Here is a 26,295-nt window from a genome sequence, read left to right as displayed (position 1 = left end):
AAACTGATCAATGAATATCACAAAAAAGGCCTTTCCGTTTTATCAGAAAAGCCTTTAAAAAATTAACTATTATTTATTTTTTTGGCATTAAAACACCATCTATTACAAAGGTTACACCATTGCTTGAAATCACATCAGCGATCGCGATTTTTGCATCGTTAACCCACCATTCGCCATTTTTCTCTGTTAATTTGAGTTTCTGACCTTGAACAGTGGTTAGTTCCATGCCGTTTTTTAGATCAGAAGATTTATAGCTACCTGGAACCACATGATACGTTAATACACTGGCTAGGTCCTTTTTCATTTCTGGTTTTAACAGATTGTCAACCGCTCCGGCTGGCAATTTAGCAAATGCTTCATTGGTTGGCGCGAATACGGTGAAAGGACCAGTTCCACTTAAAGTTTCAACTAAACCAGCTGCTTTTACTGCTGCGACAAGTGTTGTATGATCACTTGACCCCATTGCATTTTCTACAATGTTTTTAGAAGGAACCATCATTGCTCCACCAACTTCAACTCCTTTTTCTACAATCACAGTAGTATCAACAGTAGTCATTGAAGTATCAGTAGTCGTTTCTGCTGTTTTAGAAGAGTTGCAAGCTGAAACAAGAGCCAATAAGGCTAAACCTGCAGTTAAACTTAAAAATTGCTTTTTCATAAAATTTCGTTTTGTTGTTTTAAGTATTTCGTTTTCTTTACATATAAACGAGAATAACAACAAAGCGGATTTCTAATGGTGCATTTTTAATTTATCAAGCAGTTCTGGCGAAACATTTTCGGCATAAGCACCATAAGCATCAATCAATACCCCTTTCAGATTTCCTACAGGTGATGATATGGCATAGATCACGGCACTATCATCGGGATCATTCATACCTTCAAATCTGTAAAATTCATCAATCTCAAACTCCTCAGGCATTAACTGCATATCTATGGATTTGCACTCAATAAATTCTGCACTAAGCGTAAAATCGTACTCATAACCTCGTTTTTCAAGGTCAGATACAGCAGCTGTAAGGGTGTCGTATATATACATACTCTAATTTACTAAAAAATTACTTTATCCTGCTACATAAAATTTCATAGTTCAATAAACTTTCTGATATTTAAGCATCATGGTTGTATCAGAGAAAACCCTTAAGTGGGGCTTGTGTTTATACCCTCCCATGCTGTTTCAGCGTATATGGGTTAAAAAATTTCACAAAGGATTTAGGGGTGTTGATGTGAAAATCAATAAAAGCGTCTTTAATAAAAACTATAACGGCTCTATATTTGGTGGTACGATCTATGCAGCAACAGATCCATTTTATGCTTTACTTTTCGATCAATTACTTCAAAGAGAAGGGTTTAAGGTTAGAGTTTGGTTAAAGAGTGCTTCGATACAATACCTAAAGCCCGGCAGAGGTAATTTATACTTTACCATAACTGTTACAGATGACATGCTGAATGATGCTATCGAAGCCTTAAATACTTCAGGTAAATTTGTTAAAGCTTATCCAATGGAGATCACAAATGCAGAAGGTGAGATATGCGCAACGGTAATGAACGAGGTTTACGTACGCAATCTTCATCAGGGCGAGCAACCCAGGATAGCTTATTAAATATCACTATTCGCTTAAGAACATACACAAATGAATATCAGGAAACTAATTTTGCAAGGCGAAGGAACGACACTGGATTTCAAGAAGACGATTACTAATAATGAAAAAATTGCCAAAAGTCTGGTTGCATTTGCTAATAATAAAGGCGGACAGCTACTTATTGGGGTGGCTGATGATGGCAGCATTAAAGGGGTGAAATCTGAAGATGAAGAGCGATATATGATTACTAAATCGGCACACCAGTTCTGTAAACCCGCAATAGAGCCCGATTTTGAAGAGATTTATGTTGATGATAAATTGGTACTTGTCGTAAAAATTGCTGAAAGCGATACAAAACCTCACTATGCGCTTGATGAAAATAAGAAATGGTGGGTGTATTACAGGGTAAAAGACAAAAGTATTTTAGCTAGTAAGATTATAGTTGATGTTATAAAGAAGAGTGGTAAAACTGAGGGTGAACTAATTACTTACACTGAGCAGGAAAAGAAGCTATTTGAGCATCTTAATCAGGAAGGTCGAATCACCCTTAAGCAATTTAGTAAGCTTACCCGAAGTTCGTACCGGCAGGCACAGAAAATATTGGTAAGCCTCATTTTAAGTGGAGTTTTAAAACCCAATACATCAGAAAAAGAAGAGTTTTTTACTACCATGTAAAATAAGATTGCTTGGTTGTTTGAATATCATTATTTTAAATATGTGATGTAAAAGAGTGCTGTATTTTCATAAATCACAATAAAATAGCCGACTTTTGCCAAAATGCTAACTACCTTATACAATAAATACAAGCCCTATTATTCTGATAACTTGCGATTGGCGATGCCTATTGTGGTTTCTCAGCTAGGTCATACCCTGGCGCATCTGGCGGATAGTGTTATTGTAGGTCATTTTGCAGGTACAATTCAGCTGGCGGCAGTTTCATTGGTAAACAGCTTGTTTATGCTTATCCTGGTTTTGGGTATGGGTTTGGCTTATGGATTAACACCATTAATCGCTCAGGAAAGTGGGCGTAAAAATTACGAAGAATGCGGTAAACTACTTTCTAATAGTTTGATTATAAACTTTTTTATCTCTTTATTGCTTTATGCTTTTGTGCATTTGGGTACTTTGCTGGTTATAGATCATATTGGTCAATCGCCCGAAGTTGTTGCTTATGCAAAACCCTATCTAGGGTTGCTTGGTTTCTCTATTATTCCATTAATGATATTTCAAACCTTTAAGCAATTTGCCGAAGGATTGGGCTTTACCAAACAAGCAATGTTTGTGTCTATCTGGGGTAATGTAATTAACATTGTTCTCGGGGTTATTTTTGTTAAAGGCATGTTTGGAATAGCTCCCATGGGCGTAAAAGGTGTTGGCTGGAGTACTTTGATCGATCGTACTGTTATGGCAATTGTAATGTCTATATATGTCTTAAGATCAACAGTTTTTAAGGTTTATATTAAGCAATTTAAGGTTAGTTTTTTTGATAAAGTACGAGCGCTTAAAATTATAAGAATTGGTGGCCCCGTTGCATTACAATATTCCTTTGAAATCAGTGCTTTTAGTGGTGCTGCTATCCTTATTGGAACCATAGGCGCAGTAGAACAGGCGGCTCATCAGGTGGCTATAAACCTAGCTTCTATTACATACATGATGGCTAGTGGAATTGCTTCTGCTGCAACCATTAAAACTGGTAATAACTTTGGAAAAAGCAATTTTATGGATCTAAGACGGTCAGCTATTGCCAGCTACCATGTAATATTGCTTTTTATGGCAGTAACAGCACTGTTTTTTATATTGGCAAATAATTTATTACCCTTTCTTTATACCGAAGATAATGCGGTAATTAGTATTGCTGCTCAACTACTTATCATTGCCGGATTTTTCCAGTTGTTTGATGGTACACAGGTGGTTGGTTTAGGTGTATTAAGAGGTATCGGTGATGTAAATATCCCCACATTTATCACCTTTGTCGCTTACTGGGTTATTGGTATACCACTGGGCTATCTTTTGGGGATTAAACTAGACATGGGGGTAAATGGAATTTGGTATGGCTTAACATTCGGATTACTCACAGCTTCTATCCTGCTGTTCCTCAGATTTCAAAACAAAACCAGAGTTTTGCTTACTAAAACAGCTGTATAGTTAAATTAACTTCTTCAATACCCTCTATTTCATTATTAATCAATAGCAAGAAATAGATTTATCAATAAAAATTTTGTTTATTCAGAAAGTTGAATTAATATTGTCGACTAATTCGATAGATTTAATGAGTATCCGCGAAAACCAGATTAGAATAGCCGTAAACAACAAACTACAAGAAAGTAAATGGAAGCGAATAGCTTATCTATGCCTTTTTATACTGGCAGCGCTGTTTATCGGTCTTGCAATCTATACAAATCTTACTTACGAAGAAGCCTTAACTTTTGGACAAGATGTTTACAATCAGCTTGATGAGAAGTTTCTATGGATGCTTTTGGTAGGCTTTATGGCGCAATTAGTTGATGGAGCATTGGGGATGGGCTATGGTGTAATCTCTACAACGCTCCTATTGTCGGGTGGTTTAAATCCGGCAGTAATTTCTGGCAGTATCCATACTGCTGAAATGTTCTCAAGTGGAGCTTCAGGTTTTAGTCATTATCGCTTTGGCAATGTGAATAAAAAGCTTTTTAAAACTTTGTTAATTCCCGGTGTATTGGGTGCAATTGCAGGAGCGATATTATTAGGATACGCGGGGGAAGCATTTTCAGGTTGGATAAGACCGATAATTTCAATTTACACATTGCTATTAGGAATTAGAATATTAACCAATGCATTTAAAGAAAAACAGAAGCCACAAAAGGTAAAGCGTGCCGGATGGCTTGCCGGTGCTGGAGGTTTTCTAGATTCTTTTGGTGGTGGTGGATGGGGCCCTTTGGTTACCTCTACCCTGATCTCAAAAGGCCGTACACCTAAGTATGTAATAGGATCAGTTAGCTTAACTGAGTTTTTTGTAACGATGGCTAGCGCGATTACATTCTTCTTTATTCTAGGTGTTAGTCACTGGCAATCAATAGTGGGGTTAATTGTCGGAGGTGTGATAGCAGCACCTTTAGCAGCTCGTTTGGTTGGTAAACTTCCAATTAAAAAGATGTTTATTGGAGTTGGTGTAATTGTAATTATATCCAGTGTTCGAATAATCTGGATGTTTGTCGATAAATTAATCTAATTACCTTATTGTCTTAATAGAAGTTAAAAAACTATTGTTTAATTTTACAATAAAATAAAACTCTCTTTAGTATTGTCATCCAAATTAACACTCTGAATACTAGTATGTAATATATTATTGTTAAATTAGTGTTACCCATGGAACAGAATACAACAGAACTAACAAAACATTACTGTCGCAATTGCTCAAAACCATTAGATTACCGGATTCCTCGACAAAGAATTGTAAAGACAGTTCTCTTTTGGGTACCTCTTAAACGGTACAAATGTATGATGTGCGATAAAAAACAATACGTTTTGTCTAAAAACTAAATAAAAAATTGGACTTGGTTTCTGATTCTTCCCTATATCCTCATACCAAAGGGTATTGAAAAGCTTTTACAATCTCAATACCCTTTAAATTAAGTCCTTAAATTATCTTTAGCTATGTTCTATTTTATAAATAGTAGTTTGAGCATAATTTTCGCCAGGTCTTAGGATCGTACTTGGAAATTCAGGGATGTTAATGCCATTTGGATGGTGTTGTGTTTCAACGCAAAATGCACCAAAAGCTTCATAATTTCTTCCGCCTTTGCCATTTTTTACGTTAAGATATTTTGCAGTGTACAAGTGAGCAACGGGCTCAGTAGTATATACAGAAAGCTTTAATCCACCTGTTTCTTCTGTCGTTTCAGAAGCTAGCGTAAGTTCGCCATATTGTTTATCCAGTACATAAGTTTGATCATATCCTTCTTCAGGATCCCAATCTCTACCAAATTCCTTACCTCCTAAAAAGTCGTGGTGCGTACCTTCTACTGGTATAAGTTTGCCGGTAACTACATAATTGTCATCCTGTTCAAGGTAGTTGCTTGCAGGCATTCGATGGTGATGCTTAGCAATAGAACCTCCCGCTGGGGCAAGATTAAAATAACCATGATGTGTTAAGTTGATTGCGGTTGCTTTATCTGTAGTTGCTTTAAAATCAAGTATTAACTCATCATCATCAGTTAATTTAAAAGTTAGTTGGATGGTTAGGTTTCCAGGGAAATTTTCTTCACCATCTGGGCTTACGTATTGAAGTGTTACAGTTGGATCAATGGTAGATAAAACATCCCATACCCTCTTGTCGTAACCAGTGTCGCCACCGTGCAGACAGTCGCCGCCTTTTGCTTGCGACAGTTGGTGTACTTCACCATCAATTGTAAATCTTCCGTTTTTAATACGGTTGGCATAACGCCCAACAACAGCTCCTAAGTAAGGGTAACTTGCTAAATATTTATCGCTGATGTATTGGTCAAATTCATCAAACCCCAGTACAATATCCTGCTTTTCTCCGCTTTTATTGGTCACTACAAAATTGCTTATTATAGCACCATAGTTATATATTTTTACATATGTTCCTTTGGTATTTGTTAATTCAACAGCAACAATTTCTTTGCCATCTATAATTTTACCGGTCTTTACTAATTTAGTCTTCATTTATATATAATAAAATGCATTTTATGTCGATTCGAACCGATACCATTCGGTTCATAATTGTATATTTAGGGCCAGGTATTTTTTAGAACCACTTGTTATTTCAAACAATACTATAAATACTTTATTAAAACTAAAACATTAATTTAAAATATTACAATGAAAGCGGAATTAACCAATAAATTCTTTGAAAAGTATGGACAGCAAGCAACAGCACATTATTTTACTCCGGGTCGCGTAAATTTAATTGGCGAACATATTGATTACAATGGTGGCTTAGTAATGCCTTGTGCAGTTACTTTAGGTACGTGGTTAATTATGGCTCCAAATAACGATAATGTAATCAGATTTAAAAGTTTAAATTTCGAAGAAACCGCAGAAATTGAATTACAGCCATCTTATACCAAAACAGGTTCAGAATGGTTTAACTATCCACTAGGGGTTTTTAACGAAATCTCAAAAACACACACCATACCTACAGGTTTAGACCTTTTGTTTTTTGGTAATATTCCAATCGGTTCCGGCTTATCCTCTTCTGCTTCTATTGAAGTAACAATGGCTTATGCCTTAAATGATTACTTTAATTTAGGTTATGAAAAAATTGAGATTCCTTTGTTGGCTCAAAAAGTAGAAAACGAATTCATTGGCGTTAATTGTGGTATCATGGATCAGTTTGCTGTTGCTTTTGGAGAAACCGACAAAGCAATAGTTCTTAGCTGTGATACTTTAAAATATAAAATAGTTGACTGCAATCTTGATGGTTATTCATTGGCTATCATCAATACCAATAAACCTCGAAAACTGGCCGAATCTAAATATAATGAAAGAGTTTCTGAATGCCAGACCGCCCTTGAACAAATCAATCAGGAAATTAAACTTAATAATTTATGTGAGTTAAATGCAGAGAAATTTGCATTACACAGCCATTTAATTACTGACGAAACTGTCTTAAAAAGGGCAACTCACGTAGTTAAAGAAAATGACCGGGTAAACTTAGCAGCTAAAGCACTGAACGAAGGAAACTTACAAGAATTCGGTCGCTTAATGTATGCCTCTCACCAATCATTAAAAGATTTGTATGAAGTAACTGGAGAAGAACTTGATGCAGTGGTAGATTTCTGTACTGACTATGAGCATGTTATTGGTGCACGTATGACTGGTGCCGGTTTCGGTGGTTGTGCTATCGCTTTGCTTAAAAAAGGACAGGAAGATGATTTTGCTAAACAACTTACAGACTTCTATGCAGCGCGTATTGGCTACAATCCTGCAATATATATAAGCGAAATTGGTAACGGCGCATCTGCTATTTAATCTTAATTTTGCTGCTTAAATAGATTAAAGGTATTTGATGAAGAAGCTAAAGTTAGATGAGCTAAACCGAGTTGGGGTTGATGAATTTAAAGAACAGGAAAAATTACCGGTAATTGTGGTATTGGATAATGTGCGAAGTATGCACAATATCGGTTCTGTTTTTAGAACTGCAGATGGTTTTGCTATCGAAAAATTATATCTGTGCGGAATTACGGCTCAGCCTCCGCACAGAGAAATTGAAAAAACTGCACTCGGCGCTACCCAGTCTGTAGAGTGGGTTCATTTCGAAACTACTTTGGATGCCGTAGCTTCTTTGAGAGCTGATGGTTATCGGATTATTGGAATTGAACAGGCAGCCGGTAGTATTATGCTAAATACTTACAAACCTGATTTTTCTGAAAAATATGCGTTGATTTTTGGAAATGAGGTTAACGGAGTTAGTGATGAGGTTATGGCTCAAATTGATGAGTGTATTGAGATTCCGCAATTTGGCACAAAGCATTCTTTTAATATCGTGATCTCTGCAGGTATTGTTCTTTGGGATTTCTTTGCTAAATTAAGGCTATAAAAATATTTCAACATCTTATGGAGAACGGGTTATTAAAGAAAATGTATTTCAAACCTGGTTTTAAGGTTTTGCTTGCAAATGCTCCGGAAAATGGTGTTGCTATTTTAGGCGACACTAGTTCTATAACTTTAGTTGGCAAAGATGCTGATGACTATAATGGATTGTTACTTTTTGTAAAGGATAGTTCGGAATTAATCAGAGAGCTAAAAACCTGGGCTCCAAAAATTGATGATAAAAAAACAGTTTGGGTGGCCTATCCAAAAAAGACTTCGGGAATAGTTACTGACTTGAAGATGGAAAAATGGAAAGAGCTGGATTTGTATAAACTCACTCCTTGTGGTTCGGCTGCAATTGACGACACTTGGACGGGTCTTCGAATTAAACCAATTGATCAGGTAAAAACTTCAGGAGTTGGAAACAACGAAATTAAGAACAACGAGTTTTCTGAATTTATTGATGTAGAAAATAAAAAGGTAACTGCACCACGTGAATTGGCTGCCTTATTTTTGCGATATCCAGAAGCTCAGATTTTTTTTGACGCTCTAGCCTATTCTCACAAAAAAGAATATGTGCTATGGATACTTACTGCCAAACAAGAACTGACCAAAGATACCAGATTGCAAAAAACTATTGAAATGTTATTGGCGGGTAAAAAAAATCCGACTATGAAATAGTTTTGACATAGCTTATTCGCATATCCCCTTTCTTTGTGGTATGCGAATATTTTTACTGTTTCTACTCTGTGCTGCTTTAGCAAGTTGTAACCATTTCGAGTTTAGCCCAAATCAATCATTTGATAGACTTTCTTTAAAAGATGTAAATGCCACCAATCTTAAAAAATTGGGTAACGGGGAAAATGATGATACAGTAACTTTTGTTTTAACTGGCGATACTCAGAAATCCCGCGATGAAACTGTTCAGTTTTGTAAAGCTGTGAATGCCATTAAAGGTATTGATTTTGTTGTTCTGGCCGGTGACATTACCGAATTTGGAGTTTTAAAAGAAATGCTTTGGATTTCAAGAACCCTTGAAGATCTTAATCCTCCTTATGTTGCTGTTATTGGAAATCATGATGAAACCGCGAGAGGTAAAGAAACCTTTTTGCGCATGTTTGGCGAACTTGATTATTCTTTTGTATATGGTGGTATAAAATTTATTGGTCACAACACCAATAGTCGGGAGTATAATTTTAATGGTCAGGTACCCAATATCCCCTGGTTAAAAAATGAGTTAAAACCATCACCCGGTGTTACTGGTTTTGTCGCTATTTCCCATGTTCCGGTTAATTCACCTGATTTTGATGGTAAATTAATCAAGGATTATACAAGCACGTTTGCCGAAACTCCGGGTTTTTTGGCCTCACTTCATGCACATAATCATCGTTATGAGCTCTTTTATCCGGACAATTCAGGTATCCCCTACGTAATTACCAGCGCAATGTCGGGTAATGAATTTTTAGTTGTACAGATTGTAAATAATAAAATAAGTTTTGAGAGAGTATATTTTTAGGTTCCGTTTCGTTTTTTTACTGCTGTTAGCAACCAGTTTTAAAGTATCAGCACAAAGTTTTAAATTTTTAATTCCTGATGAAGCGATTGTACAGTATGCCGGTAGTATAGGTTATTTTAGCGGAGGCGTGGGTTATGAGCTATTTGGGAACAAAAAAGGTAATTTAGATTTGCTTTACGGATTTGTACCAGGTAGCAAAGGTGGTGTTTTGAATATAGCTACTGCTAAATTTGGCTATAAACCTTGGAGCATTAAAGTAAAGGATTGGGGAAAATTTTATCCTTTTAATCCGGCAATATTTGCTACTTATACTTTTCACAAAGACCTGTCATTCAAGTTTCCAAGCGGACAATATGCCCATGATTATTATTATTGGTCGGAAGCTTTGCGCCCCCACCTTGCTTTTAGTAGCGAGATTGAGCTAGATGCAAAAAAACTTTTGAAAAATACTGGTATCCGAGCGGTTGGCATCTACATAGAGGCAAATACCAATGATTTTTATGTGATCAACTATTTTCAAAATATGTCTGCACTAACTGCGACTGATATTTTTCAGTTAGGAATAGGTATGAGGGTTAAGTTTTAAAACGGAGGCGCTGTAAAAAATAAAAGGCTCCGGTAAATTTACCGGAGCCTTTATCTTATAATTTTTATAGAAACTTAAGCGTATGGAATACCATCTTTAGATGGTAAGCTGCTGTGTCCCATTAAATATTGATCTACTTTTCTGGCTGTTTCTCTTCCTTCAGATATTGCCCAAACTACTAGTGATTGTCCACGGCGTACGTCACCGGCAGCAAAAATCTTAGCGATATTTGTTTGGTATTTACCTTCTTCAGCTTTTACATTACCTCTGTTGTCAAGTTCAACACCAAGTTTTTCAATCAATCCTTCTTTTTGTGGATGTAAGAAACCCATAGCTAAAAGTACCAACTGACAAGGAAGATCGCGTTCTGTTCCTGCTTTTTCTTTGAAATTCATCGGGCGACCATTTGCGTCGATTTCCCATTCAACATCAACTACTTTTACAGCTTTCAGATTTCCGTTTTCATCTTTGATAAATTCCTTAGTGTTTACTCCCCATCCTCTTTCGCATCCTTCTTCGTGCGAAGAAGTTACTTTTAAAAGCATTGGGTAAGTTGGCCAAGGCATATTGTTTGTACGTTTTTCAGCTGGCATTGGCATAATCTCAAACTGAGTTACCGACTTAGCACCCTGACGGTTAGAAGTACCGATACAATCAGATCCGGTATCACCACCACCAATTACGATAACATCTTTTCCTGTTGCTAAAATGTCTTCGCCACCAACTGCGAAACCTTTAACACGTTTGTTTTGCTGTTTTAAGAAATCCATAGCAAAGTGAACACCTTTCGCATCTCTTCCTGTTGCAGGCAAATCTCTTGGAATGGTTGAACCACCTGCAAGAATAATCGATTGGTAATCTCTAAGTAATGTATTTATTTCAACATTTACACCAACGTTTGAGTTACATTTAAATACGATACCTTCTTTTTCCATTAAAGCGATGCGTCTTGTAACAACATCCTTTTGTAACTTAAAATCAGGAATACCGTAGTTAAGCAAACCACCCGGTGTGTCGTCACGTTCGTAAACAACAACCTCATGTCCGGCTCTGTTCAATTGAGCAGCGGCAGCTAAACCTGCAGGTCCCGAACCAATAACAGCAACTTTTTTACCAGTGCGAATTAGTGGTTGCTCAGCTTTGATGTAACCTTTTTCGAAGGCAATTTCAATAATGTGTTTCTCAATTTCCTCAATTGATACAGGCGATTTGTTGATCCCTAACACACATGCAGACTCGCATGGTGCAGGGCAAATTCTACCTGTAAATTCAGGAAAGTTGTTTGTGCTCAATAAGATAGTGCTAGCTAAATGCCAGTCGCCTTTATATACGGCTTCATTGAATTCAGGAATCACGTTACCTAGAGGGCAACCCGACTGACAGAAAGGAACACCGCAGTCCATACATCTGGCTGCTTCTTTGTTTACTTCTTCCAGTTCAAAATTCTTTACGAATTCATTATAGTGTTTTAAACGCTCTTTTGCATCTTCTTTTAAAGGAGCAGTTCTTTCAAATTCTAAAAATCCAGTTACTTTTCCCATTATTTAAGATATTTTCAGTTTGTTACTTTTGTTCATTAATACTGCTTTGTATTCTTTAGGGAATACTTTGATGAAATGTGCAGATTGAGTAGCCCAGTCGTCTAATAAGAATTTAGCTACTGTACTTTCGGTAAGCTGAAGGTGTTTCTTTAATAATTGGTTGATACGTAATTCGTCTTGTTCATCAAGAGGATCAAGATCTACCATTTCTTTATTGCATTTGTTTGCAAAATCACCTTTAACATTATAAATCCATGCAACACCACCGCTCATACCAGCAGCAAAGTTGCTACCTGTATCACCAATTACAAGCACTTCACCACCAGTCATGTACTCACAACCGTGATCACCAAGTCCTTCAACAACGGCAGTTGCACCAGAGTTACGAACAGCAAATCTTTCACCTGCTTGTCCTCTAACAAACAACTCACCAGAAGTTGCACCGTAAAGTGCTACGTTACCGATAATGATGTTTTGCTCAGGAACATATTTAGTAGTACTGAAAGGGAAAATTGATAATCTTGCTCCCGATAGTCCTTTACCTACATAGTCATTGGCCTCACCTTCAAGATGTAACGAGATACCTTTTGTTGCAAATCCACCGAAACTCTGACCAGCAGAACCTTTGAATTTGAAATTGATTGTATCAGCAGGTAAACCTTGAGATTTGTAAACTTTCGAAACCTCGTTTGAAAGCATGGTACCAATTGAACGATTGGTATTTTTAACTTCGAACTCTTTATATATAGGTTCTTTGTTAAACAATGCAGGCTGTGCAGCTTTGATTAATTCGTGATCTAAAATATCTGCTAAACCATGATCCTGATCTTCTGTTTTGAATAAGCTTAATCCATTATCTGGAGCTTTATATAAAATTGCAGAAAAATCAAGGTCTTTTTGTTTCCAATCTTCCTGATCTACAGCGCGCACTTTTAATGCATCAGATTGACCAACCATTTCTTCAACACTTCTGAAACCAAGTTCAGCCATTGTTTCTCTTAACTCCTGAGCTAAGAAATAGAATAGGTTAACTACGTGATCAGCCTCACCTGTGAATAGTTTTCTTAAGTTAGGATCTTGAGTAGCAACACCAACCGGACAAGTATTTAAGTGGCATTTACGCATCATAATACATCCAGCTGTTACCAAGGCTGCAGTTGCAACACCCCATTCTTCAGCTCCAAGTAAAGTTGCAATAGCAATATCTCTACCTGTTTTTAGCTGACCATCTGTTTGTAATACTACTCTGCTACGCAAACGGTTTTTAACAAGCGTTTGGTGTGCTTCGGCTAATCCAAGTTCCCAAGGTAAACCAGCATGTTGAATAGAGGTTAACGGAGATGCACCAGTTCCGCCATCAAATCCTGAAACCAAGATTACATCAGCGTGAGCTTTAGCAACACCGGCAGCGATAGTACCAACACCAGCTTTAGAAACTAGTTTTACGTTGATTCTTGCTTCTCTGTTCGCATTCTTTAAGTCGAATATTAGCTGTGCTAAATCCTCTATAGAGTATATATCGTGGTGTGGCGGAGGAGAGATCAAGCCTACTCCTGGAGTAGCGTGACGAACTTTTGCAATCCAGTCATCTACTTTGTGTCCAGGTAACTGACCACCTTCACCAGGTTTTGCACCTTGTGCCATTTTAATTTGTAACTCATCTGCATTAGTTAGGTAGTAACTGGTTACACCAAAGCGTGCAGAGGCGATTTGCTTAATTGCCGAGCGCATTGAGTCGCCGTTTTCAAGCACATCATATCTCAGTTCATCTTCCCCTCCTTCTCCTGTATTGCTTTTTCCACCGATACGGTTCATTGCAATAGCTAATGTAGAGTGAGCTTCGTGAGAGATGGAACCGAATGACATTGCTCCGGTAGCAAATCTTTTAAAGATGTTTTCAACTGGTTCAACCTCCTCTAAAGAAACAGCCGGACGGTTGTAGTTGAATTCGAATAAACCTCTAATGGTATAAGCCTGATTTGTTTGCTCATTTACCAATTTAGAGTATTGTTTATATGTACTGTAGTCGTTTTTCCTTGTAGCATTTTGTAACAAGTGGATGGTTTGAGGGTTGAACAAATGCTGCTCACCTTTACGTTTCCATTTGTAGTTACCACCTGTAGGTAAAATTGGGTCAGGACGGTTGGCCAATTTAAATACTCTGTTGTGTTTAATCAACGTTTCTTTAGCTATTTCGTCTAAACCTAATCCACCGATTCTTGAAACAGCTCCGGTAAAGTAGTTGTCTACTACAGTTTTATTTAATCCAAGAATTTCGAATATCTGAGCACCATGGTATGATTGTAAAGTAGAGATACCCATTTTAGAGAATATCTTTAATAAACCATTGTTAACTGCGTATACGTAATTTTGGAATAGTTTTTCTTTTTTCTCTTCTAATTCAGTTTCAAAACCAGCGATAGTTTCTAAAGCCAGGTAAGGGTTTACTGCAGTTGCACCAAAACCAATTAAGGTTGCAAAGTGGTGAACTTCCCAAACATCACCAGCCTCAACAACAATACCAACAGCACCTCTGTATCCTTTACGGATTAAGTGATGATGAACTGCAGATACAGCTAATAGAGAAGGGATGGCAGCATGCTCAGAATCTAAAGCCCTGTCTGAAAGGATAATTACCTGGAAGCCATCTTCAACAGCATCAACAGCGTAACGACAAAGCCTTTCTATACCTTTAGCTAAAGCACCTGGTTTACCATCAGCTCTGAAATAAGTTTGAAGTGTTTTAGCCTGGAATACTCCCGTATCTATACTTCTTACTTTCTCTAGCTCAATATTGGTTAATATTGGATGTTTAATACCTACACAATGACATTGCATCGCGTTTTCTTCCAATAAGTTACCATTATTACCCATAAATCCGGCTAAACTCATTACCACTTTTTCCCTGATCGGGTCAATTGGCGGGTTAGTAACCTGAGCAAATAACTGCTTAAAGTATGAAGATAAGTGTTGAGGTTTTTGAGAAAGAACTGCCAATGGAATGTCTGTACCCATTGAACCGATTGGTTCTTTGCCATCCTGAGCCATTGGTTTTAAGATTAGATCGATATCCTCTCTGCTGTAACCAAACACTTGTTGGTATCTAAAAATTGACTCCTGAGATAGGTTGCTAAATACCAATCTTGGATCAGGAAGTTCTTCCAGTCTGATTTGGTATTTATTGATCCAGTCGCCATAAGGTTTGCTACCGCATACCTGTTGTTTAATTTCGGCATCACTAATGATTCGGCCTTGCTCCATATCAACCACAAACATTTTTCCAGGAGTTAATCTTCCTTTCTCAATGATTTTGCTTTGATCTAGTGCTAATGCACCAGCTTCAGAAGCCATGATTACACGGTCGTCTTCAGTGATTGCATATCTTTGTGGACGAAGTCCGTTTCTATCTAATGTAGCACCGATAAGGTTTCCATCAGTAAATGAAACTGCAGCTGGTCCATCCCATGGCTCCATTAAAGTAGCATGGAATTTATAGAAAGCTTGTTTCAACTCATCCATATCATCATTACCATCCCACGCCTCAGGAATTAACATCATAAGAACGTGTGGTAAAGAACGACCAGAGTGAAGTAGCAATTCTACTATATTATCTAAACATCCTGAATCTGAGTTAGACTCATCAATAACAGGAAGTAAAATATTTAATTCTTCAGGAGTAAAGTAAGACGAGGCAAAAGATTTAACGCTTGCTCTGAACCAGTTAAGGTTACCTTGCAAAGTATTGATCTCTCCATTATGGGCAATGTACCTGAAAGGCTGTGCTAACCTCCATGACGGGAAAGTGTTTGTAGCAAAACGCGAGTGAACTAAACCAAATGCAGAAACTACACGCTTATCGCTAAGCTCAGTAAAGTAGCTTCTAACTTGTAATGAAGTTAACTGACCTTTATATACTATTGTTCTTGATGAAAAAGAAGCAATATAAAAGTCGCCGTTAATACCTTTTACAGTACTATTAATGGTTTTAGATAGGTAGTTTTTAAATACGTAAAGTTTACGTTCAAAATCAGCACCTGCTGCAATTGCGTGAGGACGGGCAACAAATACTTGTTCCATTTCCGGCTCTACTGATAAAGCCATGTCGCCAATACCATTAGTATTGGTTAATACTCTTCTAAAGCCTAGAACTTCCAGTCCTAGTTTTTCTGCAGCGCGGTAAATAATTTCCCTACATTCTTCTCTTGCCTTCACATCTTTGGGTAGGAATAGCATTCCGACGCCGTAATCTCCAGATTCATTTAAGCTGAATCCGATTTTGAGACACTCGTCATACAGGAATTCATGGGGTATTTGTATCATAATACCAGCCCCATCGCCCGTATTGATTTCAGCACCGACAGCCCCGCGGTGATCAAGATTTTCAAGAATGGTTATAGCGTCAGAAATTATTTGCTGTGATTTTCTACCCTTAATGTGGGCAACAAATCCGATACCGCAGGCATCGTGCTCAAAACGCTGGTCATATAACCCTTGGTTATCTTGTTTTGGTTCCATAAGTCTCGTTTAAATATTAGTTTTGGTATAGTGTATTTAGGACACTAAGATACGAATAAAAATCAATGAATTATAATATTTACATATTTTTTAGAAAAAAAGCAGTACTTCATAATAAAGCTAACGCTTAATTGCCATATTTATAAATTAGCTTGTTTTAATTTGCGATCTTAATAATGGTGTTATTTAGAATTATTTTGCATAACAAAAAATTTACAATGAGGTTTTTAAGGCCCAAATGTTCTTTTCTGCTTTTATTTGCCATGTTTTTCCAATTTGGCATTGTACAATTTGGCTATTTCTTCCTTTAAGTTATTTTAATATAACGGAAATATTAAATTTTTTCTCAGCTCAATCTCTTTAACGTCAATTGATTATCTTTATTTCCCTAAAAAAGTTTAAATTTTTAATGATTTTCCTTTCGTAGATTCAGGTCTTTTGCTACTTTTGTGGCGGGCAAGTCTTTTACGATCAGCTCCTTTTGAACTCCCCCAGGTCGGGAACGAAGCAAGGGTAGAAAGTTGTAGCGATGCGATAAGAGGTGCTTGCCCTTTTTTTACTTTCAATGTAAAAAAAGGCACTCCTCTCCCATTTATTCCACATTTTCTTACGAAGACCTCAATGTAATTACCTAATTTAGGCGTTTAATAATTGAGAACTTATAACATTAACCAATTTTCTAAATTAAATAACATGAAATTTTTTATTGACACAGCTAATCTTGATCAAATAAAAGAAGCACAAGATCTTGGAGTTTTAGATGGTGTAACCACTAATCCTAGTCTTATGGCTAAAGAAGGTATTACAGGTGATGCTAATGTACTTGCGCATTATAAAGCTATCTGTTCTATCGTTGATGACAATGTAAGTGCTGAAGTAATCTCTACTACTTTTGATGAAATGATCAAAGAAGGTGAAGCTTTAGCTAAATTAGATCCAAAGATTGTTGTTAAAGTTCCTATGATTAAAGATGGTGTTAAAGCAATTAAATATCTTTCATCAAAAGGAATCAGAACTAACTGTACATTGATTTTCTCTGCTGGACAGGCATTATTGGCTGCTAAAGCAGGTGCTACCTATGTATCTCCATTTTTAGGTCGTTTAGATGACATATCTACTGATGGTTTGCAATTAATTGAAGATATCAGATTAATATTTGATAACTACGAGTACCCAACTCAAATTTTAGCTGCTTCTATCCGTGGCCCATTACATATTGTTAACTGCGCTAAATTAGGTGCTGATGTAATTACAGGTCCTTTATCTGCAATTACTGCTTTGTTAAAACACCCATTAACTGATAGCGGTTTAGCTCAGTTCCTTGCAGATCACAAAAAAGCTGCTGAAGCGAAATAGTATTTCTTTAATGCATTAAAAAAGGGCTTTATCGTATGATAAAGCCCTTTTTTAATTATCAGGAAACTACTTATTCTTCAACCCTGCGCTAAGCGTTTGAAATTCACTTCCGGCAAGTACTTCTTTAACTAAGTCGTAATCTATTTGTTCATCAGGCAGAATCTCTATTCCTCTCACTCCTGCCCCATTTGCGGCTTCTACATCTCTTGGCTTATCACCGATCATTACAGAAAGTGCCGGATCAATGTTGTATGTTGCAATAGCCTCTAACAGCATTCCTGATTTAGGTTTTCTGCATTCGCAATCACCAGATACTGTAGGATGATGTGGGCAGTAGTAAGCGTGGGTTATAAGCGCTCCCTGCTCTTCAAACTTATTAGCTAATACTTTGTGCATCTCTGCCAATGTTTCTTCAGTATAACGCTTTTGAGCAATTCCGCCCTGATTTGTGATTACGATTAACAAATAACCTTCGTCGTATAGTTTCTTTAGAGGGGGTATCTGATATTCTAATACTTCAAAATCTTCTAATTTGGTAATGTAGTCGTAGATTTCGTGATTCAGGACGCCATCGCGATCCAAAAAAATAGCTTTATTCATTATTTATAGTTATTCCTTTCGGTATTAATTATACCTTACGGTGTTAGTTTATTGCCCCAAATATGGGAATATAAAGTTTATTATAGCCAGCTATTGTTTGTTTTTGTTAAACAAATGACCTTTGCTTATGTTATTAGAAGAGTTAAACATTAAATAAAATTTTATGCCTTACATTAAAAAGAACCCAGAGAGCAGCTCATCGGTTAATATATTTTTTGAAGATATAGGTTCAGGTAAACCTGTGATTTTAATACACGGATGGCCAGTTTCTCATGAAATGTGGGAATACCAAATAGATGCACTGGTAAATGCCGGATATAGATGTATAGCTTATGACAGACGTGGCTTCGGTCAATCAGATAAGCCTTGGGATGGTTATGACTACGATACCTTGGCGGCCGATTTACACGAAGTAATTACAGCGTTAAACCTTACAGATGTTGCATTGGTAGGTTTTTCTATGGGCGGTGGTGAAGTAGTTAGGTATTTAGGTAAGTACGGATCATCAAGAATAAGTAAAGCAGTACTTTTGGGTTCAGTTGTTCCAATGCTGTTAAAGACAGAAGAGCATGAAGATGGTGTGCCTCAGGAAGTATTTGATGGCATGATAGCCGGTCTGCAAAATGACAGACCTACTTTCTTAAGTGAATTTGGTAAGCAGTTTTTTAGTGGAGCTGCAGATAGCTCGCCGGTAAGCCAGGGAATTCAGAATTGGATGCATCAGCTAGCTATGGTTGCCAGTCCTCGCGCCACAACAGAATGTGTTCGTTCGTTTTCTGAAACTAATTTCAGAACAGATTTGAATGTAATTACTATTCCGGTAATGATTATTCATGGTAGCGATGATAAGATAGTGCCTATTAATATTACCAGCGAGGTAACGGCTTCTTTGTTGCCTAATTCAGATTATCATGTGATTGAAGGAGCATCTCACGGATTATTCTTTACCCATAAGGATGAGATAAACAAAGCACTGATTAAGTTTTTGAATAAATAAGCATTGTTTTTCCTCATGTTCTATGAGGAAAAACTCTTTTTTTATATAGCAGAGGGTGTTAATTGGATATGAAGAAAAGGTTAAATGTAAATAATCAGGCTAGGAATCAGCGTTCTATGCGATTTAAGGATATATTATTTGCAGAATATATATCGTAATCCTATATTTGCATCACTTTAAAGGGAAACGCTTTAGAGTAAAGTTCAGGAAAGAACTTTGATTCCGTAGCTCAGCTGGTAGAGCATTACACTTTTAATGTAGTGGTCCTGGGTTCGAATCCCAGCGGGATCACAAGAGTAAAATTAAACCCTTGCCAATTAATATGTTGCAAGGGTTTTTTGTTTTCCGGAATTTCCACCTGGTGTTTTCAGTCAGCATACCATATGGATGGTAAATAATTTTAAATCAATAGTTTATAACCTTTTTGTTAGAATATTTGTGATTTGCAGATGTTTCTATATTTTCATATATTAGCTATATCAGCGAATAGGGAGGCTGATTTATTAAATTATTTAAACACATTTAGCTATGGGGATTTTGGCAAAACAAATATCATCTATCATACCGGAAAATGTTAAGAACCCAGCAAAGAAATTACTTCAACAATTATTTTATACAGCTTTAACAAAGGTGTCAGGAGGCAAGAGCAAAGCTTTACTTTGGTCGTATACCCAGTTTGAATTATCACCCTTTATTCTTTACCAGGCATATTTATTGGGGACATATCCTATGCCAAATATGAAAAGTGGTAAAATTAGAGAGTGGTATGACCCTGAGATAAGAGGAATCATCCCCATACAAGATTTTAGACTGCGTAATGATTTATTACGTAATTTAAAAAAAGAAAAGCTTAAAGGAATAGATGAGCGATTTGAAATTAGAATAAATACCAACTTTCAGGGAGTGATAGCAGGTTGTTCAAACCCAAGAGGGGAAAATGCAAAAACATGGCTAACTTCTGAATTTATTAAAGTTGTATTAGAGCTTCATGAAATGGGTGTCGCACATAGCATTGAGACCTATCAAAATGATATACTTGTTGGTGGTGTTTTTGGAATCTCAATAAATGGTTACTTTGCTACTTTAAGTTTATTTCATTCTGTTGATAATGCGAGTAAAATTGCCTTTTATTATTTATTGGTTAAGCTCAGAGACGATGGGTTTAAATTACATGTTAGTGGGGATGCAAATTCCTGGTTCACCCAATACGGTAGTATTAATATATCAAAGGATGAATTTCGGAAAAATTTGGTAAAAGCGACTATGGCTCCTGTTACATTTTCTACCAACGTACCCAAACTGGAATTTTAGTTTATGCTATCAGCTACAGCATCTAAAATATTGTTTAAATAACTAGTTCCGGGATTCTCTGACTAAAAGTAACCGGAGTTGTAATAGCGGTCATCAGCTCTTGTCTAAAATCATTTTTAGTCATTTTAACCAATCCAAACTGTGTAAGCCAGCTATCAGGAGCTCCACTGAGATGTAGCTTAAATCCATCCTCTTTAAGCTTAACCAATAAATAATAGAAGGCAATTTTACTGGCATTGTCAACCGTTCTAAATAGACTTAAACCTACAAAGTAACCATTTAAAGCAACACCAACAAGACCACCGACAAGTTCACCATTCTGGTAGGTTTCCACACTATGGGCTAAACCCATTCTATGAAGCTCTAATATAGCCTGAATGTATTCAGGCGTTATCCAAGCGGTCATTTTCTCTCCTCTTGGTTTGGAGCAGTTTTTGAGGGTTAGTTCGAAATTGGTATTCACCTTTATTTCAAATCGCTTGTCTGCTTCTTGCAATCTGTTTTTTCTTACAAGGCGTAGTATATCACTACTTAACTTAAAATCATTTATGGGGATAACTCCTCTTGGATCTGGATCGTACCAAGTAAATATCTTGTTGTCATTTACTTTTGGCATGGGGAAGGCCCCTTGTAAAAAACCTTGGAACACCATGTAAGGGCTTAGTTTAATCTGAGCAGAGGCCCAGAACAAAGCCTCCTCCTGTCCTCCGGATACATTTACCAAACCTGCATGAAATAACTTTTGGAGCATCCTCATTGTTGGAGCTTTAAGTTTGCTAGGAATAACTGATGATACTACTTTTCGAACAACCCCCATAGCTGTAAAATTTTAGAAAGTGAAACAGAAGACTTTGCTTTAAATTTAATAAAAAATAATTATCAATAACACATATGATTAATAATGAATATTTATTTTACACTTTGTAAAGTGCAAAGCCAATTAAACATTTGGTCGCAAATTCCCCGTTAAATTGTCTTATCATTTTACTTCTTGAAACAAAGCTACCCTCCTAAATAATAACTGTAAGCTATTTGGCTTAAATCACCCTCTTTTTGTCGCGGATACCCCTCACCCCTATGAGCTGCATCACTTATTTTTGTAGTATGAGAAAGGTATCATTTTGTATGAATATTAGTCTGGATGGCTATTGCGATCACACCCTAGGCGAACCAAGCGAAGAGCTGATGGAGTATTTCGTTGGAATGATGGATGATGTGGATCTGCTCTTTTATGGTCGCGTCATGTATCAACTCATGTTTCCCTACTGGGCCGATGTTGCAAAAGATCGTTCCGGTTCTGCCGCTGAGGTACGGTTCGCGGAAAGGCTTGTCTCTATTGATAAGGTGGTGGTGTCTCGATCCCTGGAAAACGTGGACGGCAATACAACGATTATCCGGAAGGACCCGGTAACTGAATTACGGAAACTGAAACAGCAGCCCGGCAAAACGATTTCGGTGGACACCGTAAGCATGTTGCCGGAACTGATGGCAGTGGGCCTGGTCGATGAATTTCATTTAGTGGTGCACCCCGTCATGGCGGGCAGTGGAAGACATTTACTCGATGCCGGCAGCCTCCCAGAGAACTTTAAGCTGGAACTGGTAGAAACACAGACTTTCAAAAACGGCTGCGTAGCACTTTACTATCGCAAAAGAGAATAGCCATATTCTAAAGTAGAAATCTATTGCCAAACACATGCCTGGCTCCTATTCTTTTTCTTTAAAGCTCCTGACAAGAAAGTAAACCGACATTATAAAGGTTAATACATATACAATTGCCAATGCTGGTTTTTCGAATTTTAAAGTTTCAAAATCGAATTGTTTAAAAATAGTCCATCCTAAAATGATAGCTACAATTGCGAATACAAATGTTAGTCCTTTTTTATTGCCCATAAGTTTTAATATTTAATTATTAGATCTGTTATTATCCCAATTATTATGGCTGTCAATGCAAAAGTAATCATGCCTAAAATGTAAGCGAAAAAGGCTTTAACATAATTGATAGCTCTCCCCTTTTCATAAAATTGTCCAATTGCCCAAGTCGAATAAACAAACCCAATAATGCCTGCAACTTGCATTACTTTAAAATGTGTTAAACCTTGAACAATTGCAAAAACGGCATAAATCAACATTCCCATTCCAATCACGAAACAAAGAAGTATTAGAATTTCAAAGATGTTTAATTTATATTTTCTGAAAAATAGCTTTGTCCATAACGCAATAAAAACACCCATGATTATATTCGCATAACCATAATGTCCCTGTATCCATTTAAAAATTGTACTCGTTGAAGATTCTTTGCTACCCGAATAATTTATATAATCACCTTCAATATGGAAAAAGTGACTGCATGTTGAATAAATAAGAGAAGTAACAATAATGAAAATTATTGGTTTAACAAGTCGACTTCTGTTTTCTGAAAGATAATTTCTTACGTTTTGCCCCGGATTTGCTATAAGTTCTCTTATCGTGTATAAAATCCCACGTTCAAAATGCAAAACATGTTCAATTTCGTGAACGATGTAATGCCCATCAATCCTTTTAAGTTGGCTAGATTGTCCGCAGTTTGGGCAATATTTTGAAGTTAATTCGATGTTGCACGATTTACAATTCGTCATCTGTTTTTCTGTCTGTATTTTGGTTGTTAGTTTGGTTCTATATAATAACGGCCAACACACCTGCTTAGGAAAGCCTTCTCTTGTCCGTCCAAAAATTGTTTCTTGTAAAAATGGACACAAAAAAAATTTCAAAGACTACACTTTAGTGTAAATTTGCTGCTAAGCCCTAGCTACTAATGAAAAACAACATTAATTCAAGCCTGCTTACCAAGAATAGGGTTGGAAAAATATCAGAAGAGGACCATCTGCAGCAGCAACATTATTTGGATGTCGTAAAATCTTTTGCAAGGTTAACATATGAAAGTATATATGTTATTGATTATGAAAAGATGGCCTTTGAATACGTTTCGGAAAATCCATTGTTTTTATGTGGGCATTCTTCTGAGGAAGTGATGGATATGGGCTATGATTTCTATTTCAAAAATGTTCCTGAAAGTGATTTGGAATTGTTAAGTCTAATTAATGAGGCAGGATTTGATTTCTACAAGAAATTGCCTGGCAATGCGAAAAAATTGTATAGCATAACTTACGATTTTCATTTGATTAATACGGATGGCAAACATATTCTCATCAATCATAAGCTTACTCCGTTGTTTTTGACAAGCGATGATCAGTTATGGAAAGCAATGTGCATAGTTTCTATTTCGCACCATAAAAATGTTGGTAATGTTTGTATTCATAAACAAGGCACCGATGAAACCTGGGAACTAAATTTAGAAAATAACGTTTGGCGTAAATCAGAGAAGCCGAAACTCACAAAAAGAGAGATAGAGATATTGCGCTTGCATGCACAAGGATTAACAATTAACCAAATTGCAGAAAGAATATTTGTTTCTTCTGATACAGTGAAGTATTATAGGAGGCGAATTTTTGAGCGTTTAGGTGTGAGTAACGTGGTGGAAGCACTTTCTTACACGGTTAGTAACAAGATTATTTAACTTTTCATATTTAATTCGTAAATTTAGGTAACGAATTTCTGCTGCAGGCATCCTGAATTTTCTACAGCTTACTAAGTCTTAAGTTTCTCACTCCTGCAGTCACAAACTTTAACTTTCTCTGTTAAACTGGATTATTAGAAAATTTAAAAACTATTGCCATGCCTAAATATGTAATTGAACGGGAAATTCCTGGAGCAGGAAAACTAACCGCAGAACAATTGAAAGAAATTTCGCAAACATCCTGCGGAGTTCTAAGTAAAATGGGACCAGAAATACAATGGGTAAACAGCTTCGTAACAACTGATAAAATCTATTGCATATACAACGCTCCAAATGAAGAAATGGTTCGTGAACATGCAAAACAAGGCGGATTTCCTGCAAATTCGATAAATAAGGTTTCAACGGTTATTGATCCCATAACGGCTGAGTAGCCTACCCTGAGAACTGATAGAGGTTATAATCAAACCAATACCTGGGTCACATCCGAGGGCAAGGCTAGTAAAAAAGTCTTGTCCTTTTTTGTTTCCAGTCAATTATCTTTATATCAAACCAAAATTCAAAAGTTGTGAACTTTGGTTTGATATAACACACGTCACAATTACCCCCTTAATTTGTCGTTTTTCGCATTTGCACGTATATGGTATTGCTGTACATTTGAATAAAACATTTTCCTGATTTTTACTAATAAAGAAATTGTAAAAACGATAAAAAATAGAATAATATGAGAAAAATAATTTCATTTATGCACATGTCGCTTGACGGTTTTGTGGCTGGACTGAACGGAGAAATGAATTGGATTAAAGTTGATGAAGAAATTTTTGATTATGTTGGTAAGCGAATAAGCGAAGGCGATACTGCACTATATGGACGATTAACTTATCAGATGATGGAAAATTACTGGCCTACCGCAGGAGATAAACCAGAAGCGAGTAAGCACGATATTGAACATTCAAAATGGTATAGCAAAGTTCACAAAGTCGTTTTATCAAAAACACTGAAAGATGAGAGTTTGGCTAACACTGAAATTATTAGCGACAATCTATTCGACAAAATAAATGAAATAAAACAACAGGCAGGTAATGATATTTTGCTTTTTGGCAGCCCTAGAGCAACACATTCACTTATTCAACTGAACTTAATTGATGGCTTCTGGTTATTTGTTAATCCAATTATTCTTGGAAGTGGCATTCCATTGTTTGTAGATGTTAAAGACAAAATAAAACTAAATCTATTGAATACCCGACAATTTACTTCTGGAGTAACTGAACTGAATTACACTGTAGAAAGACAATAGCTATGAAAACAAAAATTTTAGTTTTGCTTATTTTACCATTGTTAATAGCCTGCAAAAAGAAAGAGACGGAGAAAGATATGATTTCTATAATAGGGAAATGGGAATTAAGAACAGATATTAATGGTTTAACAGGAAAAAAAACGGACTACCCTAATGGCAATGGAAATATCATTGTTTTTACTAAAAGTAATTATCAAAATTATTCTGGCCAGAAATTAATAAAATCTGGTACATATAAAATTGTTAGGGAAATTAGTACAACTACAAAAGTGTTGGGTAATAGAATAATTTATGATGGCGAAACCGATGCTGTTAGGTTGTTTATCGATATACATGATGGTAATCTCAATTTGAATATTGATGCTGTTGATGGACCGGGTTCGATTTATAAGGGCATTGAAAACAATAATTAATAGACAGTAAAAAAGTGCCAATTGGGTTTATGGGGTTTCACAGTCACTAACAGAAGTATAACATGTTGTCTTTCGATAAATGTTATTAAATTTGCCACCCAAATCCACAAACGGTGCTGATGCTCCGGAATACTTTAAATAATTACAAAAAAATAAATGGAAGAGAACGATTTTGTATCCATCTGGTTGGAAGAAAACGGAAACCCTGCTATAGAGGAATTGACACAATTGAATCTGGATGTTGCCAGTAAAAGCACAAAAGCGTTAGCTGATAAAGGCCTTTCGGCAAATGATCTCGCTGTCTCACTTGATATTAATCCAGACGAAATCAAAAGGTGGCTGATGGGCAGGCATACTTTCAGTATAAAAATAATAAAGGAAATCTCTGATACACTTGCAGATTATTCTATGAAGTCAGTATAACGTTGGCGCTCTCTTCTATTGTACCAAAAACATTTAATGGTATCCCTTAACTCCTCAGGAAGCTCAGATTCTTGAT

27 protein-coding genes, 1 tRNA gene and 1 other RNA gene are annotated in these 26,295 nt (G+C 36.5%); 20 read left to right on the top strand and 9 right to left on the bottom strand.

Annotated features, from left to right (window positions below; genetic code table 11):
* Nucleotides 1–73: 73 nt before the first annotated feature.
* Entirely contained in the window at nucleotides 74–658 is a 585-nt protein-coding gene (locus J1905_RS06650; RefSeq protein ID WP_214226486.1) for a fasciclin domain-containing protein, read from the bottom strand.
* 72 nt (nucleotides 659–730) lie between these two features.
* A complete protein-coding gene (locus J1905_RS06645) occupies nucleotides 731–1,036 on the bottom strand; it encodes a phosphoribosylpyrophosphate synthetase (protein ID WP_214226485.1) in 306 nt (101 codons plus the stop codon).
* 79 nt (nucleotides 1,037–1,115) lie between these two features.
* Here J1905_RS06645 and J1905_RS06640 point away from each other — a divergent pair, with 79 nt between their 5' ends.
* The 4 genes from J1905_RS06640 to J1905_RS06625 all read left to right on the top strand — a co-directional run bounded on the left by J1905_RS06640 (nucleotide 1,116) and on the right by J1905_RS06625 (nucleotide 4,788).
* Nucleotides 1,116–1,601 (top strand): DUF4442 domain-containing protein, encoded by a 486-nt coding sequence (locus J1905_RS06640; protein ID WP_214226483.1) that lies wholly within the window; start codon nucleotides 1,116–1,118, stop codon nucleotides 1,599–1,601.
* A 30-nt stretch (nucleotides 1,602–1,631) separates the two neighbouring features.
* Nucleotides 1,632–2,255, top strand: a complete 624-nt coding sequence (locus tag J1905_RS06635; RefSeq protein ID WP_173088736.1) for an AlbA family DNA-binding domain-containing protein — start codon at nucleotides 1,632–1,634, stop codon at nucleotides 2,253–2,255.
* A gap of 102 nt (nucleotides 2,256–2,357) precedes the next feature.
* The gene (locus J1905_RS06630; RefSeq protein WP_214226481.1) at nucleotides 2,358–3,725 is read left to right on the top strand and encodes an MATE family efflux transporter; all 1,368 of its coding nucleotides are present in this window, start codon (nucleotides 2,358–2,360) and stop codon (nucleotides 3,723–3,725) included.
* Between the two features lie 124 nt (nucleotides 3,726–3,849).
* Nucleotides 3,850–4,788 carry a sulfite exporter TauE/SafE family protein gene (locus tag J1905_RS06625; RefSeq protein WP_214226479.1) on the top strand — a complete coding sequence of 313 codons (939 nt, stop codon included), beginning with the start codon at nucleotides 3,850–3,852 and terminating at the stop codon, nucleotides 4,786–4,788.
* 419 nt (nucleotides 4,789–5,207) lie between these two features.
* Here the strand turns inward: J1905_RS06625 and J1905_RS06620 are convergent, their stop codons facing one another.
* Nucleotides 5,208–6,245, bottom strand: coding sequence for an aldose epimerase family protein (locus tag J1905_RS06620; RefSeq protein ID WP_214226478.1), 1,038 nt, complete (start codon nucleotides 6,243–6,245; stop codon nucleotides 5,208–5,210).
* A gap of 156 nt (nucleotides 6,246–6,401) precedes the next feature.
* On the opposite strand from J1905_RS06620, the gene J1905_RS06615 reads away from it, so the two are divergent.
* Genes J1905_RS06615 through J1905_RS06595 form a run of 5 tightly spaced genes read left to right on the top strand, consistent with a single transcriptional unit; the run spans nucleotide 6,402 to nucleotide 10,216 of the window.
* Nucleotides 6,402–7,553 (top strand): galactokinase, encoded by a 1,152-nt coding sequence (locus J1905_RS06615; protein WP_214226477.1) that lies wholly within the window; start codon nucleotides 6,402–6,404, stop codon nucleotides 7,551–7,553.
* 37 nt (nucleotides 7,554–7,590) lie between these two features.
* Nucleotides 7,591–8,121, top strand: a complete 531-nt coding sequence (locus J1905_RS06610) for an RNA methyltransferase (RefSeq protein WP_214226476.1) — start codon at nucleotides 7,591–7,593, stop codon at nucleotides 8,119–8,121.
* Between the two features lie 17 nt (nucleotides 8,122–8,138).
* Nucleotides 8,139–8,795, top strand: coding sequence for a YdeI/OmpD-associated family protein (locus J1905_RS06605; RefSeq protein WP_214226475.1), 657 nt, complete (start codon nucleotides 8,139–8,141; stop codon nucleotides 8,793–8,795).
* Between the two features lie 40 nt (nucleotides 8,796–8,835).
* A complete protein-coding gene (locus J1905_RS06600) occupies nucleotides 8,836–9,630 on the top strand; it encodes a metallophosphoesterase family protein (RefSeq protein WP_214226473.1) in 795 nt (264 codons plus the stop codon).
* Nucleotides 9,611–10,216 carry a hypothetical protein gene (locus tag J1905_RS06595; protein WP_250318025.1) on the top strand — a complete coding sequence of 202 codons (606 nt, stop codon included), beginning with the start codon at nucleotides 9,611–9,613 and terminating at the stop codon, nucleotides 10,214–10,216. Before J1905_RS06600 ends, J1905_RS06595 begins: the two co-directional genes overlap by 20 nt.
* 74 nt (nucleotides 10,217–10,290) lie before the next feature.
* Here J1905_RS06595 and J1905_RS06590 read toward each other — a convergent pair whose 3' ends face one another.
* Both J1905_RS06590 and gltB read right to left on the bottom strand, forming a co-directional pair.
* The gene (locus tag J1905_RS06590) at nucleotides 10,291–11,757 is read right to left on the bottom strand and encodes a glutamate synthase subunit beta (protein ID WP_173091340.1); all 1,467 of its coding nucleotides are present in this window, start codon (nucleotides 11,755–11,757) and stop codon (nucleotides 10,291–10,293) included.
* A 3-nt stretch (nucleotides 11,758–11,760) separates the two neighbouring features.
* Nucleotides 11,761–16,272 (bottom strand): glutamate synthase large subunit, encoded by a 4,512-nt coding sequence (gene gltB / locus J1905_RS06585; RefSeq protein ID WP_214226471.1) that lies wholly within the window; start codon nucleotides 16,270–16,272, stop codon nucleotides 11,761–11,763.
* 454 nt (nucleotides 16,273–16,726) lie between these two features.
* On the opposite strand from gltB, the gene ffs reads away from it, so the two are divergent.
* Nucleotides 16,727–16,826: signal recognition particle sRNA small type (gene ffs, locus J1905_RS06580), an RNA gene on the top strand.
* A 139-nt stretch (nucleotides 16,827–16,965) separates the two neighbouring features.
* The gene (gene fsa / locus J1905_RS06575) at nucleotides 16,966–17,628 is read left to right on the top strand and encodes a fructose-6-phosphate aldolase (protein WP_173091338.1); all 663 of its coding nucleotides are present in this window, start codon (nucleotides 16,966–16,968) and stop codon (nucleotides 17,626–17,628) included.
* 66 nt (nucleotides 17,629–17,694) lie between these two features.
* On the opposite strand, the gene J1905_RS06570 is transcribed toward fsa, so the two are convergent.
* Nucleotides 17,695–18,228 carry a D-glycero-alpha-D-manno-heptose-1,7-bisphosphate 7-phosphatase gene (locus J1905_RS06570; RefSeq protein WP_173091337.1) on the bottom strand — a complete coding sequence of 178 codons (534 nt, stop codon included), beginning with the start codon at nucleotides 18,226–18,228 and terminating at the stop codon, nucleotides 17,695–17,697.
* Between the two features lie 163 nt (nucleotides 18,229–18,391).
* Between J1905_RS06570 and J1905_RS06565 the strand changes: the two genes are divergently transcribed.
* From J1905_RS06565 to J1905_RS06555, 3 genes are all read left to right on the top strand, one after another.
* Entirely contained in the window at nucleotides 18,392–19,225 is an 834-nt protein-coding gene (locus tag J1905_RS06565) for an alpha/beta fold hydrolase (protein WP_214226469.1), read from the top strand.
* 218 nt (nucleotides 19,226–19,443) lie between these two features.
* Nucleotides 19,444–19,516: transfer RNA gene (locus J1905_RS06560), tRNA-Lys, on the top strand.
* A 237-nt stretch (nucleotides 19,517–19,753) separates the two neighbouring features.
* Entirely contained in the window at nucleotides 19,754–20,536 is a 783-nt protein-coding gene (locus J1905_RS06555) for a leucyl/phenylalanyl-tRNA--protein transferase (RefSeq protein ID WP_214226468.1), read from the top strand.
* A 34-nt stretch (nucleotides 20,537–20,570) separates the two neighbouring features.
* Here the strand turns inward: J1905_RS06555 and J1905_RS06550 are convergent, their stop codons facing one another.
* A complete protein-coding gene (locus tag J1905_RS06550) occupies nucleotides 20,571–21,353 on the bottom strand; it encodes a leucyl/phenylalanyl-tRNA--protein transferase (RefSeq protein ID WP_214226467.1) in 783 nt (260 codons plus the stop codon).
* A gap of 287 nt (nucleotides 21,354–21,640) precedes the next feature.
* On the opposite strand from J1905_RS06550, the gene J1905_RS06545 reads away from it, so the two are divergent.
* Nucleotides 21,641–22,195, top strand: coding sequence for a dihydrofolate reductase family protein (locus J1905_RS06545; protein WP_214226463.1), 555 nt, complete (start codon nucleotides 21,641–21,643; stop codon nucleotides 22,193–22,195).
* A gap of 45 nt (nucleotides 22,196–22,240) precedes the next feature.
* Here the strand turns inward: J1905_RS06545 and J1905_RS06540 are convergent, their stop codons facing one another.
* Both J1905_RS06540 and J1905_RS06535 read right to left on the bottom strand, forming a co-directional pair.
* Nucleotides 22,241–22,426: a hypothetical protein gene (locus J1905_RS06540; RefSeq protein WP_214226460.1), complete on the bottom strand. Its 186-nt coding sequence runs from the start codon at nucleotides 22,424–22,426 to the stop codon at nucleotides 22,241–22,243.
* A gap of 5 nt (nucleotides 22,427–22,431) precedes the next feature.
* Nucleotides 22,432–23,283, bottom strand: a complete 852-nt coding sequence (locus tag J1905_RS06535) for a DUF3667 domain-containing protein (protein ID WP_250318024.1) — start codon at nucleotides 23,281–23,283, stop codon at nucleotides 22,432–22,434.
* A 44-nt stretch (nucleotides 23,284–23,327) separates the two neighbouring features.
* Here J1905_RS06535 and J1905_RS06530 point away from each other — a divergent pair, with 44 nt between their 5' ends.
* From J1905_RS06530 to J1905_RS06510, 5 genes are all read left to right on the top strand, one after another.
* Nucleotides 23,328–24,089, top strand: a complete 762-nt coding sequence (locus J1905_RS06530; RefSeq protein WP_214226458.1) for a response regulator transcription factor — start codon at nucleotides 23,328–23,330, stop codon at nucleotides 24,087–24,089.
* A 158-nt stretch (nucleotides 24,090–24,247) separates the two neighbouring features.
* Nucleotides 24,248–24,520, top strand: a complete 273-nt coding sequence (locus tag J1905_RS06525; protein ID WP_214226457.1) for a DUF4242 domain-containing protein — start codon at nucleotides 24,248–24,250, stop codon at nucleotides 24,518–24,520.
* Between the two features lie 290 nt (nucleotides 24,521–24,810).
* Nucleotides 24,811–25,383: a dihydrofolate reductase family protein gene (locus J1905_RS06520; protein WP_214226455.1), complete on the top strand. Its 573-nt coding sequence runs from the start codon at nucleotides 24,811–24,813 to the stop codon at nucleotides 25,381–25,383.
* 2 nt (nucleotides 25,384–25,385) lie between these two features.
* On the top strand, nucleotides 25,386–25,796 hold the full coding sequence (locus J1905_RS06515) for a hypothetical protein (RefSeq protein ID WP_214226454.1): 411 nt from the start codon (nucleotides 25,386–25,388) through the stop codon (nucleotides 25,794–25,796).
* A gap of 156 nt (nucleotides 25,797–25,952) precedes the next feature.
* Nucleotides 25,953–26,219 carry a helix-turn-helix domain-containing protein gene (locus J1905_RS06510; RefSeq protein WP_214226453.1) on the top strand — a complete coding sequence of 89 codons (267 nt, stop codon included), beginning with the start codon at nucleotides 25,953–25,955 and terminating at the stop codon, nucleotides 26,217–26,219.
* The last annotated feature ends 76 nt before the right edge of the window (nucleotides 26,220–26,295 follow it).

Source organism: Pedobacter sp. B4-66 (genome assembly GCF_018492665.1).
Lineage (GTDB): Bacteria > Bacteroidota > Bacteroidia > Sphingobacteriales > Sphingobacteriaceae > Pedobacter.
This window is presented reverse-complemented; position numbering and strand designations above follow the sequence as displayed.